The sequence below is a fragment of the Mesorhizobium sp. SARCC-RB16n genome, assembly GCF_008520305.1.
Classification (GTDB): domain Bacteria; phylum Pseudomonadota; class Alphaproteobacteria; order Rhizobiales; family Rhizobiaceae; genus Mesorhizobium.
In genome coordinates, this window is record NZ_ML703270.1 from 26,558 (window position 1) to 44,098 (window position 17,541).

Consider the following 17,541-nt stretch of genomic DNA (forward strand, 5'->3'; position numbering starts at 1 on the left):
CTACTCGGCCGCTGCGCGGATACCCGGCATGTCGGGAAAGGTGCAGATGACGGTCGTGCCCTTGTCCTTGCCGGTTTCGATGCGAACGGCGCCGCCGTGCAGTTCGACAAAGCTCTTGACGATCGACAGGCCGAGGCCGGCGCCGCGCCGGCGGCCGCCATTGGCGCGCGGCTCGAAGCGGCGGAATACCGAATCGAGCACGTCGGGCGGCATGCCTGGCCCATCATCGTGGACCGAGAATTCCACCCCGTCCGCCAACTGGCGGCAGGCCAGCCGGATGGTGCTGGCCTCCGGCGCGTAGTTGGCGGCGTTGCTCAGCAAATTGTAGAGGATCTGGCGGATGCGGGTTTCGTCGCCGTGGAACGTCTTCGGCGCGGCGGCGGCGTCGACCGCAAGCCGGATCGAATGCTCCTCCAGCCGGTCGGCGACAAGCTCGGCCGCGGCCGCGATGGTGCGGTCGACATGCACTTCGGAAATGTCGAGCTGCATAATGCCGGCATCGACCGTCGCCAGGTCGAGTATGTCGTTGACGATGGTCAGCAGCACCGAGGAGGACGAGCCGACATGCTCGACATATTCGCGCTGCTTCTGCGTCAACGGGCCGGTAGACGGCAGCGACAACAGCTCGGTGAAGCCGATGATGTTGGTCAGCGGCGAACGCAGTTCGTAGGACACATGCTGGACGAATTCGTTCTTGAGCTGGTCTGATTTCTCGAGCGCCTCGTTCCTGTCCTTGAGCGCGCGTTCGACATGGACGCTGTCGGTGACGTCGACGAAGGTCATCATCACTTGCCCGTTGGGCAGCGGGATCACGGCGTAACGCAGCACGGTGCCGTTGTTGAGCTCGGTCTGGCCGTGGCGGTCGCGGCGCTCGTCGTCGAAGCCGGTGATGGCGGCGACGAAGCCGGGCCAGGGGCTCTCGACCGCTTGCCGATCGGAGAGATCGCGTATGGCCGATACATGCACATTGGGCTTGGCCGCTTCCCTGTCCAACCCCCACAGAGTGGCGAAAGCCGGGTTCGACAGCCGCAGCCGTCCGTCGGGGCCGAACACCGCGACGCCTTCGGCGAGATTGTCGAGTGTTTCACCCTGGACCCGAACCGCGGTGCGGTAGCGGCTTTCGAGATCCATCTTCTCGGTAAGGTTCTCGAACACCCACGTGACGCCGCCCTTGGGTTGCGGGTTGGCGACGACGCGGATCGTCTTGCCGTCCGGCAGGTGCCACCAGTGTTCCTGAGATTCGACCGCACGGTAGGCGCCGAGCAGGCCTTCCTTCCAGCGGCGCCATTCCGGCTGTTCAGCGATCTTGCCCTCGCTGCGCAGCCGGTCGAGCAAAAGGGCATTGTCAGGCGCGCTGTGCAGGAAGCCGCTGTCGAGCCCCCACAGTTTCTGGAAAGCCTGGTTGAAGAAGCGCAGCTTCTCGTCGGTGTCGAAGATGGCGACCGCGGTATTGAGCTGGTCGAGCGTATCGGCGTGGCTGCGTACGGTCCGCTCATATTCGCCACGGATGGCTTCGATGGCGCTGGTGTCGCAGGCAAGGCCGGCCGAACCGTCGGCGCCGGCAAAGTCGGTCACGGCGAACACGCGGCGGTCGCCCTCGATCACCGTCGAAAGCGACTGCTCGAACACCGGATGCGATTTGTGTTGCGTGGCGATGGCCTCGCGCGCCTGGCCGCCGAGGAACTCCTTGGCGTCACGCACCGCGGCTTCCGCGCTCTCGGCTTCGACCGCGTCGGCATAGGCCCGGTTGACCCATTTCAGGCGGCCATGCTCGTCACGCAGCCATGCCGGCATCTTCAGCGCCTCGAGCAGGCCGATCATCGTGTCATGGTCGGTGGCCAGCCGCTGGTTGTCGATCTTGAGCCGGGCTTGGCTGCGCTGTGTCTCGGACAGCGAAACGAACCGCACCAGCACATGCGCCGCGCTCTTGCGGCCGTGCACTTCCAATGGAGCGCCGGCCTGGGATTCGATCACCAGGTCGAACGGCCTGCCTTTTTCGCGCAGACCCGCCACGGCATGTTCGAGTGCCGCGGCCGAACGCGGCATCAGCCAGCGGCCAAAGGCGAGGAACGCGGACCGTTCCTCCGGCGCGCCGCTTTCGGTCGGCAATGTGCCGATGAGTTCGGGTTTCTTGTTTTCCGAGGCCCAGACGACGACACGCTGATCGCGCAAATTGAGCAGTGCTTCCGAACGCCGCAACGCCGCGCTGATATCGGCGACGCGGCTTCTCAGTTCGACATTCTCCGCCGAGGTACGCGCCCGTTCGCGGATGAGAACGATGGCCGACAGGAATGCCGTACCCGTCACGCCGACGAATACGGCCAGTTGTACGACCTCGACGGTGCTGATCGAAAGATTGGCCACCGAGGCGCCGGCGGCCTGGGCATGCGCGACCGCGCTCGCCAAGGGACAGGCAAGAGCGGAGCCGGCAAGGAGCAATCCCGCACGGGCGCGCCATGAAAGGCGCTCGCCTCGCGTGGCGGAGCCCATGGTCCTCGAATCGTCATGGCCGCCGGAAACGGCCTGTCCCGCGTGAAGCGGGTTATCCCCCGGCATGTCTTGGTCCTCTTCGCCGCCTGAATGCAAGACCGCCCTGATGCGTGCGCCGATCCTCGTCCCCGGACCCGCGAATCACAACAATAGCGCCTGCCGGAATCGGCGTGAAGAATCATTCGGCGCAAAAATAAAGCCGGGCGAAAAGTCAATCGCCCGGCGTCAATATCTGGTGGCAAATTTGGATTTGGTTAATAGCGGTAGTGTTCCGGCTTGAACGGACCCTGCGGCGTGACGCCGATATAGGCTGCCTGCTCGCCCGATAGTTCGGTCAACCGGGCGCCGAGCTTGTCGAGATGCAGGCGCGCGACCTTCTCGTCAAGATGCTTGGGCAGCACATAGACCTGGTTCTGGTACTGCTCGCCCTTGGTGAACAGTTCGATCTGCGCCAGCACCTGGTTGGTGAAGGACGCCGACATGACGAAGCTCGGATGGCCGGTGGCGTTGCCGAGATTGAGCAGGCGGCCCTCCGACAGGAGGATCATCCGCTTGCCGTCCGGGAAGGTGATCATGTCGACCTGCGGCTTGACATTGGTCCACTTCAGATTGCGCAGCGAGGCGACCTGGATCTCGTTGTCGAAATGGCCGATGTTGCCGACGATCACCATGTCCTTCATCGAGCGCATATGGTCGAGGGTGACGACATCCTTGTTGCCGGTGGTGGTGATGACGATGTCGGCGGTCGGTGCCGCATCTTCCAGCGTGACCACTTCAAAGCCGTCCATCGCCGCCTGCAGCGCGCAGATCGGGTCGACCTCGGTGACCTTGACGCGGGCGCCCGCACCCTTGAGCGAGGCCGACGAGCCCTTGCCGACGTCGCCATAGCCGCACACGACCGCGACCTTGCCGGCCATCATCGTGTCGGTGCCGCGACGGATGCCGTCGACCAGCGATTCCTTGCAGCCATATTTGTTGTCGAACTTCGACTTGGTGACCGAGTCGTTGACGTTGATGGCGGGGAAGGGCAGCAGGCCCTTCTTCTGCAACTGGTAGAGCCGGTTGACGCCGGTCGTCGTCTCTTCAGTAACGCCGCGGATCGCCGCCTTCTGCTTGGTGAAGAAGCCAGGCGAAGCCTTCAGGCGCTTCTTGACCTGGGCGTAGAAGTATTCCTCTTCCTCGCTCTGCGGATTGGACAGCACGTCCTCGCCGGCCTCGGCGCGGGCGCCGATCAGGATGTACATGGTGGCGTCGCCGCCATCATCGAGGATCATGTTGGAGAGGCCGCCATCTGCCCACTGGAAGATCCTGTCGGTGTAGTCCCAGTACTGCTCGAGGCTCTCGCCCTTGACGGCGAAGACCGGAATGCCGGTCTCGGCAATGGCCGCGGCGGCGTGGTCCTGGGTCGAGAAGATGTTGCAGGAAGCCCAGCGGATGTCGGCGCCGAGCGCCTTCAGCGTTTCGATCAGCACCGCCGTCTGGATGGTCATGTGCAGCGAGCCGGTGATGCGCGCGCCCTTGAGCGGCTGCTTGGCGCCGAATTCCTCGCGGCAGGCCATCAGGCCCGGCATTTCGGTTTCGGCGATATCGAGTTCCTTGCGGCCCCAGCCGGCAAGCGAGATGTCGGCGACCACATAGTCTTTGCTACCCGTCATGGCAGTGCTCCGATGCGAATTGTTATGCGTGCGAATTGTTTGCGGATGCGCCCGTGCCGGAAGACATTTCCAAGGGCGCGAATTGCCGGCCTGACTAGCAGATCAGGCTTCGCACGACAATGGGATATAAAGAAATCTTTATTCGTGCATGTCCCGGAGACCTGACTTGGGGGTCAGCACTCTTCGCCGAAACGGGAGGCGACAAGCTGCTCCAGCGCATCCATGACCTCGAGCGCCTCCGGTCCGCTGGCGGTCACGCGGATCGAGTATCCCGGGCTGGCGGCCAGCATCATCAGGCCCATGATCGAGGTGCCGCCGACTTTGACGCCGTCCTTTTCGACATGGACCGAAGCGTTGAAACCGCTGGCAAGCTGGACGAATTTCGCCGAAGCGCGCGCATGCAGGCCGCGCTGGTTGACGATCGGAAACTCCCGGACGATCTGGTCTTTTTCCGGGGATATCGCGTTCATTTACTGCTCAGAAGCTGGCTGGCGACGTTGATGTATTTGCGGCCTGCGGCCTGCGCCTCGTCGAGCGCGGCCGCCATGTTGTCGCCCTTGCGAATCGACGACAGCTTGATCAGCATCGGCAGGTTCATGCCGGCGATCACCTCGGTGCGGCCGGACTCCATCACCGAGATTGCCAGGTTGGATGGCGTGCCGCCGAACATGTCGGTCAGCACGATCACACCTGCCCCGGTATCGACGCGGGCGACCGCGTCGACGATGTCGCGGCGACGCTGCTCCATATCGTCGTCGGCACCGATCGCCACGGTTTCGAAATTGTCTTGTGGCCCGACGACATGTTCGACGGCATGTCGGAACTCGGTGGCCAGTTGACCGTGCGTTACAAGCACGAGTCCGATCATTCTTTGGTGGCTCCCGTCATCGACGCTTCACAGGCGCATTTTATGCTCGCCAGCCATTCCAGGCGGCGGGAGCGCTATCTTGTCGACGCGCGGCCCGTTGACAAGCCCAAAATTGCGCCGGCCCATGCCATTTTGACGCATTGCAGCAAAAAACCCTGGGCGGATCATAGAAAAGGCGCGATCGACAGCCGCGCCATGATGGCCGGCAAGGCCGTGGCGGCGTTGCGCTCGGCAAGGTCGATACGCGGCACCGGGCAGCCTGCGACCGGCTCACTGAGTTCCTCCTGGAAACGGGCCATTTCCGCCTTCGGCACAAGCCGCACATGCAGGTCGATTACGCCGCCCGGCTCGAATGGCAGCGGGCGCGGCATGAACCCAGGCACCTCGGCGAGACCAGCGATGGTCGGCGGCACGCGGCAGACCAGCCGCCCGGCGTGGGCCGAGGCAAGCAGCCTGTCGTCGCCGATCAGCCGCGAGAACAGCGCGCGCGCCCGGCAGTGGTCCAGGAGTGTCAGCGCCAGTGTCGTCTTGCCGGCGCCGGACGCCCCGGTGATGAGAACGCCGCGATCGCCGATCAGGATCGCGGTTCCGTGGATGTTTTCAGGCTGCGCGGCGGCTTCGGGCATGGTTATGTTCGAGCCAAGGTCATCCCTCGGCCGGCAGCGTCACGACGAAGCGTGCGCCCTTGATCTCGCCAGGCTTGGTGCCGGGAATGTTTTCGGCGGTCAGCGTACCGCCATGGGCCTCGACGATCTGCCTGGAGATCGACAGGCCAAGGCCCGAATTCTGGCCGAACGCCTCGCCGGCGGGCCGGTCGGTATAGAAGCGTTCGAAGATGCGGTCGATGTTGTCGGCGCGGATGCCGGGACCATTGTCGTCGACGGTCAGGATGTTGAACTTGCCGGCGCGCGCCAGCGACAGGCTGATGTGGCCATGGTCCTCGGGCACAAAGGAGCGGGCGTTCTCGATCAAATTGGTGATGACCTGGCCGATGCGCAGGTCATGACCGACGACGACATAGCCCTTGGCGCCCTGCGGTAGCTTGGCAACCTTGAGCTCGATCTCGACCGCCTTCTTGTTGCGCGTCGCTTCACGCGAAACAGCGACGAGGTCGGTAACGAATTTCTTCAGGTCGACGGTTCCCGCGTCCTCGCGCGCCAGTTCGGCGTCGAGACGGGAGGCATCGGAAATGTCGGTGATGAGGCGGTCCAGCCGTTTGACGTCATGCTGGATGATCTCCATCAGACGCGCGCGAGAGGTGTCATTCTTCGCCAGGGGCAGTGTTTCGACAGCGCTGCGTAGCGACGTCAACGGGTTCTTCAGCTCATGCGAAACATCGGCGGCGAAGCTCTCGATCGCCTCGATGCGCGCGTAGAGCGCGTTGGTCATGTCGCGCACAGCGATCGACAGATTGCCTATCTCGTCCTGGCGGTCGGAAAAATCCGGGATTTCTTCGCGGCTCTTGACGCCGCGCCTGACCCGTACGGCAGCGGCGGACAGACGCCGCAGCGGATTGGCGATGGTCGAAGCCAAGAGCATCGACAGGATGGCCGTGACGAGGGCCGCGATGCCGAAGACGCGCAGGATCGCCTTGCGTTCGGCGGCGACGATCTTGTCGATATCGCCGCCTTCGGTCGACAGCATCAGCACACCGAGAACGGCGCGAAAACGCTGGATCGGCACCGCCACCGAGACGATCTGCTCACCCTGTTCCGAGACGCGCACGATGGTCGACGGGCTGCCGGTCAGCGCCTTGACCACTTCCGGATAGGCGGCACCATTGCCGCCCGGCTGCTCGTGATAGACCGGCAGGTCGGTATTGCGGAAGAAGTCGAAGATGAATTTCTGGATGCTCTCGACAAGGTCGGGCTCTTCCTCGTCGACCGGCGGCAGGTCGTAGCGCAGGATCTGGCCGCGCGAATAGAGATGGCGCGAATCGAGCAGCAGGTTGGCGTCGCGGTCATAGATGCGGGCGCGAGTACGGGTCGGCGAGATCAGCCGCCGCAGCACCGGCGCCACGCGCTCGGGATTGATCGGAAAATCCAGATTGTCGAGCTGGTCCGAGCCCGGCCCCAGGCTTTCGCCGGCCTGCAGCTCGAGCAGCTTTTCCGGGTCGATGCTGATCGAATCCGTCTCGACCGTCGCCGACGCCGCGATGGCGCCGGCGATGATCTCGCCCTGCGTCATCAAGCTTTCGACACGCGCGTCGATCAGCCCGTCGCGGAAGGTGTTGAGGTAGAGAATGCCGGTGACCAGGACAGCCAGGCCGGCAAGGTTGAGGAAGAGGATACGCCGCGTCAGGCTGGAAAAGATATGGTGGCCGAGGAAACGGCGCATCGGCACCGTGAATTTCGACACGAAGGACGGCATGATGCGCGACGGCCGCCTGGCAGCGCCCGCCGGTCTTGTTCGCTGTGCTTCCACTGCCATCGAATAGCAGCTCCCGCTAGTCCTTGGTTTGACGCATGTCGCAGTCCCGAGCCCAGGACCGCTTTTGGTCGACATACATCAAATTATGCTTCGCGGAACCGGTATCCGACTCCGTAAAGGGTTTCGATCATCTCGAAGTCGTCATCGACGGCCTTGAACTTCTTGCGCAGCCGCTTGATGTGGCTGTCGATCGTGCGGTCATCGACATAGACCTGCTCATCATAAGCCGAATCCATCAGCGCATCACGGCTTTTTACCACGCCGGGGCGTTGCGCCAGCGAATGCAGGATCAGGAACTCGGTGACGGTGAGCGTCACCGGTTCGCCCTTCCAGGTGCAGGTATGGCGTTCCTGGTCCATGACGAGCTGGCCGCGCTCGAGCGAGCGGGCCTGCTGGCTCGGCGCTTTTGCCGCAGCCTCGCGGGCGCTGGCCCGGCGCAGCACGGCGCGCACCCGTTCGACCAGCAGGCGCTGCGAGAACGGTTTGCGGATGAAGTCGTCGGCGCCCATCTTGAGACCGAACAATTCATCGATCTCGTCGTCCTTGGAGGTCAGGAAGATCACCGGCAGATCGGATTTCTGGCGCATCCGGCGCAGAAGCTCCATGCCGTCCATGCGCGGCATCTTGATGTCGAGGATGGCGAGATTCGGCGGCCGGGCCGCCAGGCCTTCCAGCGCGGACGCACCATCCGTATAGGTCTCGACGCGATACCCCTCGGATTCGAGGGCGATCGACACCGACGTCAGAATGTTGCGGTCGTCATCGACAAGCGCGATTGTTGCCATTTCAAGCGGCTCCCTCATGAGCTGTCCCTTCTGTCGTAAGAGAAGGGGCTTTTGCAGGACAAATTAGGTACAAAATGTGGCATAGGCCTTGTCCGCTGTCACGAGCGGCGTGCCGGCGGCCACAATCCTACCTCGCCGAGGATTGGACGAACGAGCACCGCCAATCCTTTGGGCAACCACCAAACTTTTTGCATATATAAACGATTTAAACAACTTTCAAAATATTTAAATCGATTAAAGATTTGATATCATTTGGCTTTTCTGGTTCTGACCATCTATCCTGCTTAGTAGGTTGCCGGAAATATGCCGGCACAGATGCGGCAAATCTTGAGAAGGGTCACCAATGTCGGAAGTCGGCAAACGCAATCCTGCCTGCGCGATCGATCGTATCGGTCTGAAAACCTCCGGCGTGGTGCGCTACAATTTCGGCGCGGCCGCCCTTTACGAGGAATCGATCCGGCGCGGAGAGGCCCGGCTGACCGCGCATGGCGCGCTTGTCGCCGAGACCGGCCAGCACACCGGTCGCTCTCCCAAGGACAAGTTCGTCGTTCGCGACGGCGCCACCGAACCGCAAGTCTGGTGGGACAATAACAAGGCGATCTCGCCGGCTCAATTCGACACGCTGCTCGCCGATTTCCAGGCCCACGCCGCGGACAAGGATCTCTATGTGCAGGATCTGGTCGGCGGCGCCGACGCGGAGCTCAAGCTGCCCACCAGGGTGATCACCGAATTTGCCTGGCACTCGCTGTTCATCCGCAACCTGCTGATCCGTCCCGGCGCGGCCGAACTCGAACAGTTCGAGCCCGGAATGACGATCATCGACCTGCCGTCTTTCCGCGCCGATCCCGCCCGCCATGGCAGCCGCGCCGAGACGGTGATCGCCGTCGACCTGACGCGCAAGATCGTGTTGATCGGCGGCACCTCCTATGCCGGCGAGATGAAGAAGTCGGTGTTCACCATGCTCAACTACCTCCTGCCGGCGAAGGGCGTGATGCCGATGCACTGCTCGGCCAATGAGGGACCGGCCGGCGACGCCGCCATCTTCTTCGGCCTGTCGGGCACCGGCAAGACCACGCTGTCGGCCGATCCGTCGCGTACATTGATCGGCGACGACGAGCATGGCTGGGGCCCGCACGGCATCTTCAATTTCGAAGGCGGCTGCTACGCCAAGACGATAAAGCTGTCGGCGGAAGCCGAGCCGGAGATCTTCGCCACCACGCAGCGCTTTGGCACGGTGCTGGAAAATGTCGTGCTCGACGCCGACGCCGTGCCGGATTTCAATGACGGGCGGCTCACCGAAAACACACGCTGCGCTTACCCGCTCGACTTCATCCCGAATGCGTCCAAGACCGGGCGCGCCAATCACCCGAAAAACATTATCATGCTGACCGCCGACGCTTTCGGCGTGATGCCGCCGATCGCCAGGCTGACGCCGGCGCAGGCGATGTATCATTTCCTCTCCGGCTACACGGCCAAGGTGGCGGGAACGGAAAAGGGCGTGACCGAGCCCGAAGCGACCTTCTCGACCTGTTTCGGCGCGCCGTTCATGCCGCGCCATCCGTCGGAATATGGCAATCTTCTGCGCGAGCTCATTGCCCGCCATGGCGCCGATTGCTGGCTGGTCAACACCGGCTGGACCGGCGGCGCCCATGGCACCGGCAAGCGTATGCCGATCAAGGCGACGCGCGCCTTGCTCGCCGCCGTCCTCGACGGCTCGCTGAAGGCAGGCGCGTTCCGCACAGACGCCAATTTCGGCTTCGAGGTGCCGGTGGCGGTGCCTGGCGTCGACAGCGCCATTCTCGACCCGCGCTCGACATGGGCCGACAAGCTTGCTTATGACCGACAGGCGGCAAGGCTGGTCGGCATGTTCGCCGTCAATTTCGAGAAATTCGAACCGCATGTCGATGCAACCATCATGGGCGCGGCGCCCCGCATGCAGGAAGCGGCGGAGTAATCGCCAAGGCATCGTTGCGGCTCAGCACCATTGAAGGCTCGGTTTCGATCGGGCCTTTTCTTTTTCGGTCCGCCGCGCCATGACTGCGGCATGCCGATCGACGACGACATCATCATCTCAGGCGAGGCCGTGATACACCCGGGCGACCTGCACGAGGATTTCATCCGCTCGTCCGGTCCGGGCGGCCAGAATGTCAACAAGGTGGCGACGGCGGTGCAGCTTCGCTTCGACGCGCAGAACGCGGAGGGCCTGTCGGAGCGCGTGCGCGAGCGGACCATAAAACTTGCTGGCCAACGCGCCACCAAGGACGGTGTCATCGTCATCGAGGCAGGACGCTTCCGCACGCAGGAGCAGAACCGCGCCGATGCGCGGGCCAGGCTCACGGCACTGGTGGCCAAGGCCGCCGAACCCCCGCCGCCGCCGCGCAAGAAGACACGGCCGTCCAAGGGTGCGGTCGAGCGGCGGCTGAAGAGCAAGGCGGGACGCGGTACGATCAAGAAGCTGCGCGGCCGGGTAGAGAACGATTAATCATCCCCATCATGTGTACAAACGGTCTCCCATTCTTGTTCATCAACCGCCTTTGGCCACTTGGGAAACGCGAATTCACCGCCTATTCCCGCTTCCGAAATTTCAGTGAGATCGACGACGGATTTCGGGTCGCCCCATGCCTGTGATGGTGGCATCCTGTGGCTCCGAACATCCGCGAGGTGAGCCAATCCCATGCTCGTTCTGCCCAAGGGCGTCCGCCACATGCCGGGCCATCTGTCCCGCGCCATCCAGGAGACGCTGGTCGAGGAAGTGAGGAGCATCGTCCAGCAAGCGCCGCTGTTCGTGCCGGCCATGCCGCGGACCGGCAAGGAGATGAGCGTGCGCATGACCAATTGCGGTCCGCTCGGCTGGGTCACCGACAAGGAACGCGGCTATCGCTACCAGCCGACGCATCCGCTGACCGGAGAGCCATGGCCGCCTATCCCCGACAGCCTGCTCGACTTGTGGCGGCAGGTGTCGGGCTATCCGAATCCACCGGAGGCCTGCCTGATCAATTTCTACGCGCCTGACGCGAAGATGGGCCTGCATCAGGATCGCGACGAGGCCGATTTCTCGGCACCCGTCGTCTCTGTCTCGCTGGGCGACGACTGCCTGTTCAGGGTCGGCCAGACAACGCGCGATGGCGCCACCAAATCGTTCAGGCTGAAAAGCGGCGATGTCGTCGTGCTTGGCGGCGAGGGCCGTCTTGCCTTCCATGGCGTCGACCGCATCTACCCTTCGACCTCGGCGCTGCTCAAAAACGGCGGCAGGATCAATCTGACGCTGCGGCGGGTGACGAAGCCCGACGAGACCTCCAAATAAGCCGATCTTAACGCGCGTCCCCTATCAAGGCTGCCAGGGTCTTGAAAAACAGCGCAATGGCATCAGTCAACCAGACTGCCCCCAATCGATCCGATATCCGTTTCGCGGCACTTGTGCTGTGCACCGGGATTCTGATCGGGCTGCGCTATCACCTGGGATTGTGGACATCCGACGAGCGCGGCTTGTCCGTGGTCAGCCACGGAATGCCCTATTGGGACTTCACAAACCTCTGGGCGGGCGGACGCATGGCGCTCGACGGGCATGTCGCGTTCCTGTTCGACATGGACAGCTACCGCGCAACCCTGCGGCACATGTTTTCGCCAGACCTCCCCAACCAGGAGTGGAGCTACCCGCCCAGCATCCTGATTTTCGGCGCGCCGCTTGCGCTGCTGCCGATATTTCCCGCCTATCTCGTCTGGACCTTGGGCACGGTGTTTTGTCTCTGGCTGGCCATCCGGCCGCTGCAACTGGGCAAGGCTGCCGAAGCAGCCATCCTCTTTTGTCCGGCGGTGCTGCTCAACGCGGCCTTCGGCCAGAACGGCGCCCTGACGACGGCCTTGCTCATCGGCGGATTGGCGGCGGTGCCGAAGCGGCCGGTCCTGGCAGGGCTGCTCTTCGGCCTGCTGACGGTAAAACCGCATCTCGGCATACTGGTGCCATTCTGCTTGCTGGCGAACGGCAACTGGCGCGCCATTGTCGCCGCCGCGCTGTCGTCGTCGGCCCTGATCGTCCTGACCGGCCTGCTGCTGGGCTCCGAGGTCTGGACGCTGTTCTGGACCGAGACCCGTCCCCTGATGACGAAGATTCTCGAGGCTCCCTACCCTCAGCCCTATCAGTCGAATGCGGCGACCATGTTCTTCCTGGCTCGTGCATCGGGTCTGGGACTGACCGCGGCCTATGCGCTGCAAGCCATTGCCGCGGTCGCGGCGATCGCAACGGCGATCTGGATCTGGTTGCCATGGCGGCGGGTCGAGCACCGCGAACGGGTCGTGCTCACCGCCGTGCTGGCGACACTGGCGACGCCTTACGGCTATAGCTACGATACGATCGGCCTAGCCGTTGCCGTCGCCTATCTGTTCTCGACGCGCAATGCCATGCCAAGGATTTTTCTGGCTCTGATCTGGCTATACCCGGCCATCGCCCATCTGGTGAACAATGCCGGGCTTGGCGTCGGCGTGCTGGTACCGTTGTTTCTGTCGGCATGGATGCTTGCCGACATAATAGCCCGCGAGCGCAGGACCACGGTTGGCGGCACGCCTGGCATCGACATGCCGTCGTAGGACGCTTGGCTGTAAATATCTATTGGCGGGCCTTGACGTCGGCGCGGATGAACACGGTCACCGACCCGTTCTGAAGCAATGGGCGGTAATCCGACAAGGTCTTGGCGATTGCGATGTTGTCCCTCAAGGGTATTGGCGCACGCGGCTCCGCCGTCCCGTCGTCGACCACGATGTCGGGCCGCTTCGCGGCAAGTTCGCCGGCGATCGCCGCGGTATATTGCTGGCGCAAGGTTTCCAGATCCAGCCGTTGGGCAGGGTCCTGCGCCAACTGAATGAGGATCCCGGCATCGTTGACCATCCAGGCGGACGGGTTACGCGCCACGACACGGGCGCCCGTCATTCGGGCGAGGGGGTTGCCGGCTTGCAGCCGCGAGCCGATCGACATGAAAGTTGGATGGTCGATCGCGCGGGTGACGGCGACCGCCGCCGCGTCGAGATCGCCGCGTGGCTGAGTGAATGCCAGACCTTGCTGCGCCACGACCAATTTCACGATCGAAAACAGCCCAAGCGCGGTCCCAAAGATGGCCGGCGAGGGGAGGCTTCGCAATGGTCTCAGCCTGACAGACTGCAGCATCAATGCCAGGACCCCGACTGTCAGGAACGGCAGCGCCTGATACGTCCACCCCTTGCCCATGATGACGAAGGCAGGGACATAGGCCGCTCCCGCCAGAAGCAGTATTTGCGCATCGCGATGAGGCCGGCCGGGATAAGCCATCACCAGTGTGGCCCCTGCCATGGCCGCGAACATAGGGATAGGCCATAGCATCAACATGTCCATGACCGGCATCCGCGTCGGCAAATAGACCTGACGCAACAAAGGCAGCACCTCGGCGAAGAAAGGCTGCATGAAAACGCCAAGGGCAATCAGGTAGGCAACAGTCAGAATACCGCCGACCACACTCTCCGTTGTAAAAAGCGGACGCAGCGAGCGTCGCTGTAATGCAATCACAAGGGCCGGCAGCGCCAGAGCCAGCACGCTGTAGGGTGGTTTGATCATCACGAAAATACCGGCGCCGACACCGGCGACGATCTGTTCGGCGGTGCTGCCCGCACGAAAATTCGGCGTCCGGTCACGTGCCGAAAGCAACGCCAGCCACGGCAGCAAGGCGATCATGGCAATCTGCTCGCGCTGGCCGAAATCCGGCGGAAACAGGAACAGCACGACAAACACCGCCGCCGGAATGATCCAGACGTGCCGCTTCAGAACCTCGTCGGCCCGTGCAAGAATGCGAGCTGAAAAGCAGACGGAAGCTGCCGCGAGCGCCGCTACGCCCACACTCACCCAGAATTCCGCCGACAGCCCGGTCAGGCGCTCCATGACGAGGAAAGGCAGATAGAGCCAGGTTGAAAAAGGGGGATTGCCTTCGGCGATATCGACGTAAAGGCGTTCGCCGTTGAGGACACGGTCGCCAACCGTCAGCAGCCAGGACACGTCGACATTGCTCGGCACCACGAAGAGCGAGACGACGATCGCGTAAACGGCGATCAACAGCGTTGCGACAACCGGCCCGACAAGTCGAAATACGGCCTTGCTAGATTTCGAGCTTGCCAGCTTGCCCTGAGCAACGAGCGGCGCATCCATGGCAAATGGCTTTCATCACCAGAACAACCAGTATCGGTGCGTGTCTAGCAGCCAGCAGTTAAGGGCGTTCTAACTGGCGGTTGAACGAACGTTACAGATTGCACGGCGCGTCGCTGTCGGCCTGGATGCTTACCGGGCTCAGGGTCCGCGAACGCGGGAACCGTCTGCAGGCCCGCCAGACAACATAGCCATAGCGAGCAGATGCGGTTGCTGTCTCAGCGCAGCGGCGAAAAGGTCGCCGAGACCAGCTCGAACGGCAAGGCGCCATAGGCGGCGACCGTCGCCTGATCATCCCATTGGCGGAATTGTCGCGACGGCCGCGCTTCCAGCGTCAAGGCATGCTGACGGCCGTCGACCATGACCTTGCCGCGGAAGCGCAGCACCCTTTCCCCACCGGATCGACTGATGGCCATGGCACGCAGGCGCGCGACGTGGTCGTCATCCCGGTTGATCTCCATTTCGATGCGGCGCCGGACCGGCGGAATGCTGATCCTGACCACGATGTCCAGCATCATCTCCCCCACCGTTGGCGGGCACGGTATGGTCTGCGAGAAGACCAGCGGCGACGGTCCCTCCAGCGGCTCGCGTGGGCCTGGCCTGCCACGCCATGCCTTGCCTCGCCACCCCTTGGCGGCTGGCTCTTGCCGCAGCCGGCCGCTCTTGCGTCTCAGCCGCAACTGCTTGGCAAAGCCGCGCGACAGCCAGATCAGCCTGCCGAAATCGGTTCGCGGCTTGGCCTGCAGCACCGCTGACCAGCGCGAAAGGCCGGTGCGGTCGGCCATGTCAAGAACGTGCGCCAGCACCCTGTCCGGCACCGCCACGCCAATATCGAGCGCAAGGTAGGAGAGCGCCACCGCCGCGGCAACGGCAAGGCCACGCCTGGCGACCACATCGAGGAACACATCCCAGTCGACGTCGCCGGCGCGAATGGCCACTGCGCAATCGACCAGCCAATCGCTATGCGTGTGGGCGTCGAGCCCGCCATGCGCGATGGCGAGCGCGATGCGGTCCGCAGGCGACGGCACCAGCACGCCGACACCGCTGAATTCGGCCGCCGCCGCCCGCCGCCAGATCGCCTGGTCGTCCTCGTCGCTTTGCTGCGAACCGTCATAGGCAAGCTGGTGCAGATCGATGTCGCCATAATTGCCCTTGAAGAAGTTCATCGAGCGCAGCGAGGCCAGTCTTGTCCTCAGATATTGCGGGCTCACCCCGGTGGCGATCTGCCAGTCGCGGTCGCGTAGCACGTCGAACGCCGTTCGCATGTCCTGCGGCCGCACCAATATGTCGATGTCGTGCGCCACCCGGCCACGCTGCGCCGATGCGTTCAAGGCGATGCGGCTGGCCCCCTTGATCAGCATCACCAGGCATCCGGCGCCCGTCATCGCCTGCAGCGTCGGTTCGGCCTCGCGCATCGCCATGCGCGACTTGGTCCACAGCATCTTTTGCAGGCCGACAAGACGTGGATAGGCGGAATGGCCGGCCAATTTCCGGCCGAACCGGTCGCAGATGGCGGCCAGCAGCCGATGCTCCCTGAAGGAAACGAGATCGATGTCGTTGGCGCTCAGCCACTGCATCGCTTGACCGGCGGCCGCGTCGTCGTCGGCAAGAAGCGCGGCCTTGAGCAACTGGTCGAGCCCGCCCGTCGGCCAGGACCAGCCATAGTCCGGGAAACGTCGGCTGATGCGGCGGATGCGCGCCATCAGCCCGCGCCGGCCTTGTTCCGGGCCCGTCGCAGCATGGCCAGCCGCGCCACTTCGAGGTAGCCGCGGTCGCGCGTCGCATCACGCCCGTAGGACAGGCTGCCGGGCCTGATGCGGCGCAGCGCCAGGACCTCCTCCATCATGTCGAGGACAAGGCCCGCCTCGCGTGCCCGCGCGATCCAGTCGATCATTTCGCCGCGGCCGCCCGGCGGATCGACGACTGGTCCGACGGTCTCGGCTACCTCGCGCCGGATCAGCATCGTGGTCCGCGACCAGCCGGGCACGGTGGCGTCCTCGGGTGCGTCCGGCCGGTCATTGCGGAAGTTTCGCACATGGCAGAAGACGCCCGATGTGCCGGGCAATCCTCGCAGATAGGCAAGCTGACCCTCTATCTTGGTCGGCAGCCACAGATCGTCGGCGTCGAGCGTTGCGATGAACGGCGTCGACAGCGCGGCGATGCCTCTGGTCGTGGCGCTGCCCGGTCCGGCATTTGCCTGGCGCAGCAATTGCAGCGGCAGGTCCGTTCCGCCGATCGCCGCGGCGAGATCGTCGGTTGATCCGTCGTCGACGATCACCACCAGTTCCGGGCGCACCGTCTGCGCCGCGACCGATCGCAGCGTCTCGGCAATGGTGCCGCTGGCGTTGAAGGCCGGTATGACGACGCCGTATCGGTCCATCACAGGGAACGCCAATCTGAAAGTTTGTCGAGCTCGAAGATACCTTCGATCGGGCGCAGCGACGGGTCGGCCTTGCGCCGTTTCATGGATTTATAGATAGCGCGCAGGAATTCCCGCGACTGGACGCCCTCCTGCCTGGTCATGTTGCCCGCATGCCGTCTGTAATAGAGCGCGACCGTGTCGGGAAGCACGTAACTGGGGCCGCTCTCAAAACCGCGCAGCAGGTAGTCGGTGTCTTCGGCCTGGACGAAGTCCTCGTCGAAATCGCCTATCCGCGCGACGAGCCGGCGCGCGAAGATCGCCGCCGACAGATGAATGCCACGAACCGTGATGCTGTTGCTGTCCGCCGTCGGCTCCAGGGTCCCGTCGTCGATCTTGTCGACCAGCATCATCCTCGAATAGGTCAGATCGAGATCGGGTTTCTTCCGGAAAAGCTCGACATCGGCCTTGAAGCGTCCGGCTGGCGAGATGTCGTCCGAGTCGAGGAACGACACGAGTTCCGCCTCGGGCTTGAGCTGCCTGAGCCCGCTGTTGCGCGCCCGTGTCACTCCCATGTTCTCCTGTTGGAACAGCCGGATGCAGGAATGATCGTCCATGATGGCGCGCACGGCCTCGGCCGAGCCATCGGTCGAGCCGTCATCGATGACGATGATGTCGAGGTCTGCGGCGTCGCCTTGCCTGATCAACGAGCGCAGCGCAGCGCCGACATAGGCCTCACGATTGTAGACGGGCATGATCACGCTCAGTCTCATCCTCGACCTCGCGGGCGC

Annotated in this window: 15 protein-coding genes; 4 read left to right on the top strand and 11 right to left on the bottom strand. The window is 63.5% G+C overall.

Translation table 11 applies throughout. The features are described from left to right. The 7 genes from C7I87_RS18465 to C7I87_RS18500 form a co-directional block, all read right to left on the bottom strand. Positions 1–2,556 (bottom strand): sensor histidine kinase, encoded by a 2,556-nt coding sequence (locus C7I87_RS18465; RefSeq protein ID WP_149905549.1) that lies wholly within the window; start codon positions 2,554–2,556, stop codon positions 1–3. 188 nt (positions 2,557–2,744) lie between these two features. Further along, positions 2,745–4,145: an adenosylhomocysteinase gene (gene ahcY / locus C7I87_RS18470; protein WP_149905550.1), complete on the bottom strand. Its 1,401-nt coding sequence runs from the start codon at positions 4,143–4,145 to the stop codon at positions 2,745–2,747. 173 nt (positions 4,146–4,318) lie between these two features. Next, positions 4,319–4,615 carry an HPr family phosphocarrier protein gene (locus C7I87_RS18475; protein WP_149905551.1) on the bottom strand — a complete coding sequence of 99 codons (297 nt, stop codon included), beginning with the start codon at positions 4,613–4,615 and terminating at the stop codon, positions 4,319–4,321. Continuing rightward, the gene (locus C7I87_RS18480; protein ID WP_010912939.1) at positions 4,612–5,013 is read right to left on the bottom strand and encodes a PTS sugar transporter subunit IIA; all 402 of its coding nucleotides are present in this window, start codon (positions 5,011–5,013) and stop codon (positions 4,612–4,614) included. Before C7I87_RS18480 ends, C7I87_RS18475 begins: the two co-directional genes overlap by 4 nt. A 164-nt stretch (positions 5,014–5,177) precedes the next feature. Next, complete coding sequence (locus tag C7I87_RS18490; protein ID WP_149905552.1) at positions 5,178–5,639, bottom strand: HPr kinase/phosphorylase; 462 nt, start codon at positions 5,637–5,639, stop codon at positions 5,178–5,180. A 19-nt stretch (positions 5,640–5,658) separates the two neighbouring features. Further along, positions 5,659–7,443 (bottom strand): sensor histidine kinase, encoded by a 1,785-nt coding sequence (locus C7I87_RS18495; RefSeq protein ID WP_149905553.1) that lies wholly within the window; start codon positions 7,441–7,443, stop codon positions 5,659–5,661. An 83-nt stretch (positions 7,444–7,526) separates the two neighbouring features. Continuing rightward, positions 7,527–8,228 (bottom strand): response regulator transcription factor, encoded by a 702-nt coding sequence (locus C7I87_RS18500; RefSeq protein ID WP_010912942.1) that lies wholly within the window; start codon positions 8,226–8,228, stop codon positions 7,527–7,529. 343 nt (positions 8,229–8,571) lie between these two features. Here C7I87_RS18500 and C7I87_RS18505 point away from each other — a divergent pair, with 343 nt between their 5' ends. The 4 genes from C7I87_RS18505 (at position 8,572) to C7I87_RS18520 (ending at position 12,812) form a co-directional block, all read left to right on the top strand. After that, positions 8,572–10,182 carry a phosphoenolpyruvate carboxykinase gene (locus C7I87_RS18505; protein ID WP_149905554.1) on the top strand — a complete coding sequence of 537 codons (1,611 nt, stop codon included), beginning with the start codon at positions 8,572–8,574 and terminating at the stop codon, positions 10,180–10,182. Between the two features lie 90 nt (positions 10,183–10,272). Then, positions 10,273–10,710, top strand: a complete 438-nt coding sequence (gene arfB / locus C7I87_RS18510; protein WP_140506833.1) for an alternative ribosome rescue aminoacyl-tRNA hydrolase ArfB — start codon at positions 10,273–10,275, stop codon at positions 10,708–10,710. A 192-nt stretch (positions 10,711–10,902) separates the two neighbouring features. After that, positions 10,903–11,532 carry an alpha-ketoglutarate-dependent dioxygenase AlkB family protein gene (locus tag C7I87_RS18515; protein ID WP_149905555.1) on the top strand — a complete coding sequence of 210 codons (630 nt, stop codon included), beginning with the start codon at positions 10,903–10,905 and terminating at the stop codon, positions 11,530–11,532. Between the two features lie 56 nt (positions 11,533–11,588). Then, entirely contained in the window at positions 11,589–12,812 is a 1,224-nt protein-coding gene (locus tag C7I87_RS18520; RefSeq protein WP_149905556.1) for a glycosyltransferase family 87 protein, read from the top strand. 19 nt (positions 12,813–12,831) lie between these two features. Here C7I87_RS18520 and C7I87_RS18525 read toward each other — a convergent pair whose 3' ends face one another. The 4 genes from C7I87_RS18525 to C7I87_RS18540 form a co-directional block, all read right to left on the bottom strand. Then, a complete protein-coding gene (locus C7I87_RS18525) occupies positions 12,832–14,394 on the bottom strand; it encodes a hypothetical protein (RefSeq protein ID WP_149905557.1) in 1,563 nt (520 codons plus the stop codon). A gap of 215 nt (positions 14,395–14,609) precedes the next feature. After that, positions 14,610–16,094 carry a nucleotidyltransferase family protein gene (locus C7I87_RS18530; protein ID WP_188393893.1) on the bottom strand — a complete coding sequence of 495 codons (1,485 nt, stop codon included), beginning with the start codon at positions 16,092–16,094 and terminating at the stop codon, positions 14,610–14,612. Beyond that, the gene (locus C7I87_RS18535) at positions 16,094–16,771 is read right to left on the bottom strand and encodes a glycosyltransferase family 2 protein (protein ID WP_149905559.1); all 678 of its coding nucleotides are present in this window, start codon (positions 16,769–16,771) and stop codon (positions 16,094–16,096) included. The genes C7I87_RS18530 and C7I87_RS18535 overlap by 1 nt, the downstream gene beginning before the upstream one ends. Next, entirely contained in the window at positions 16,771–17,523 is a 753-nt protein-coding gene (locus C7I87_RS18540) for a glycosyltransferase family 2 protein (protein WP_149905560.1), read from the bottom strand. Before C7I87_RS18540 ends, C7I87_RS18535 begins: the two co-directional genes overlap by 1 nt. Between the last annotated feature and the right edge of the window lie 18 nt (positions 17,524–17,541).

What these genes read in the sequence shown, in the direction of transcription:
- C7I87_RS18535 (WP_149905559.1), bottom strand. Translation starts at nt 16,771, where the DNA reads ATGGACCGATACGGCGTCGTCATACCGGCCTTCAACGCCAGCGGCACC.
- C7I87_RS18530 (WP_188393893.1), bottom strand. Translation starts at nt 16,094, where the DNA reads ATGGCGCGCATCCGCCGCATCAGCCGACGTTTCCCGGACTATGGCTGG.
- C7I87_RS18495 (WP_149905553.1), bottom strand. Translation starts at nt 7,443, where the DNA reads ATGGCAGTGGAAGCACAGCGAACAAGACCGGCGGGCGCTGCCAGGCGG.
- C7I87_RS18475 (WP_149905551.1), bottom strand. Translation starts at nt 4,615, where the DNA reads ATGAACGCGATATCCCCGGAAAAAGACCAGATCGTCCGGGAGTTTCCG.
- C7I87_RS18540 (WP_149905560.1), bottom strand. Translation starts at nt 17,523, where the DNA reads ATGAGACTGAGCGTGATCATGCCCGTCTACAATCGTGAGGCCTATGTC.
- C7I87_RS18500 (WP_010912942.1), bottom strand. Translation starts at nt 8,228, where the DNA reads ATGGCAACAATCGCGCTTGTCGATGACGACCGCAACATTCTGACGTCG.
- C7I87_RS18515 (WP_149905555.1), top strand. Translation starts at nt 10,903, where the DNA reads ATGCTCGTTCTGCCCAAGGGCGTCCGCCACATGCCGGGCCATCTGTCC.
- C7I87_RS18480 (WP_010912939.1), bottom strand. Translation starts at nt 5,013, where the DNA reads ATGATCGGACTCGTGCTTGTAACGCACGGTCAACTGGCCACCGAGTTC.
- C7I87_RS18505 (WP_149905554.1), top strand. Translation starts at nt 8,572, where the DNA reads ATGTCGGAAGTCGGCAAACGCAATCCTGCCTGCGCGATCGATCGTATC.
- C7I87_RS18525 (WP_149905557.1), bottom strand. Translation starts at nt 14,394, where the DNA reads ATGGATGCGCCGCTCGTTGCTCAGGGCAAGCTGGCAAGCTCGAAATCT.
- arfB (WP_140506833.1), top strand. Translation starts at nt 10,273, where the DNA reads ATGCCGATCGACGACGACATCATCATCTCAGGCGAGGCCGTGATACAC.
- C7I87_RS18520 (WP_149905556.1), top strand. Translation starts at nt 11,589, where the DNA reads ATGGCATCAGTCAACCAGACTGCCCCCAATCGATCCGATATCCGTTTC.
- C7I87_RS18465 (WP_149905549.1), bottom strand. Translation starts at nt 2,556, where the DNA reads ATGCCGGGGGATAACCCGCTTCACGCGGGACAGGCCGTTTCCGGCGGC.
- ahcY (WP_149905550.1), bottom strand. Translation starts at nt 4,145, where the DNA reads ATGACGGGTAGCAAAGACTATGTGGTCGCCGACATCTCGCTTGCCGGC.
- C7I87_RS18490 (WP_149905552.1), bottom strand. Translation starts at nt 5,639, where the DNA reads ATGCCCGAAGCCGCCGCGCAGCCTGAAAACATCCACGGAACCGCGATC.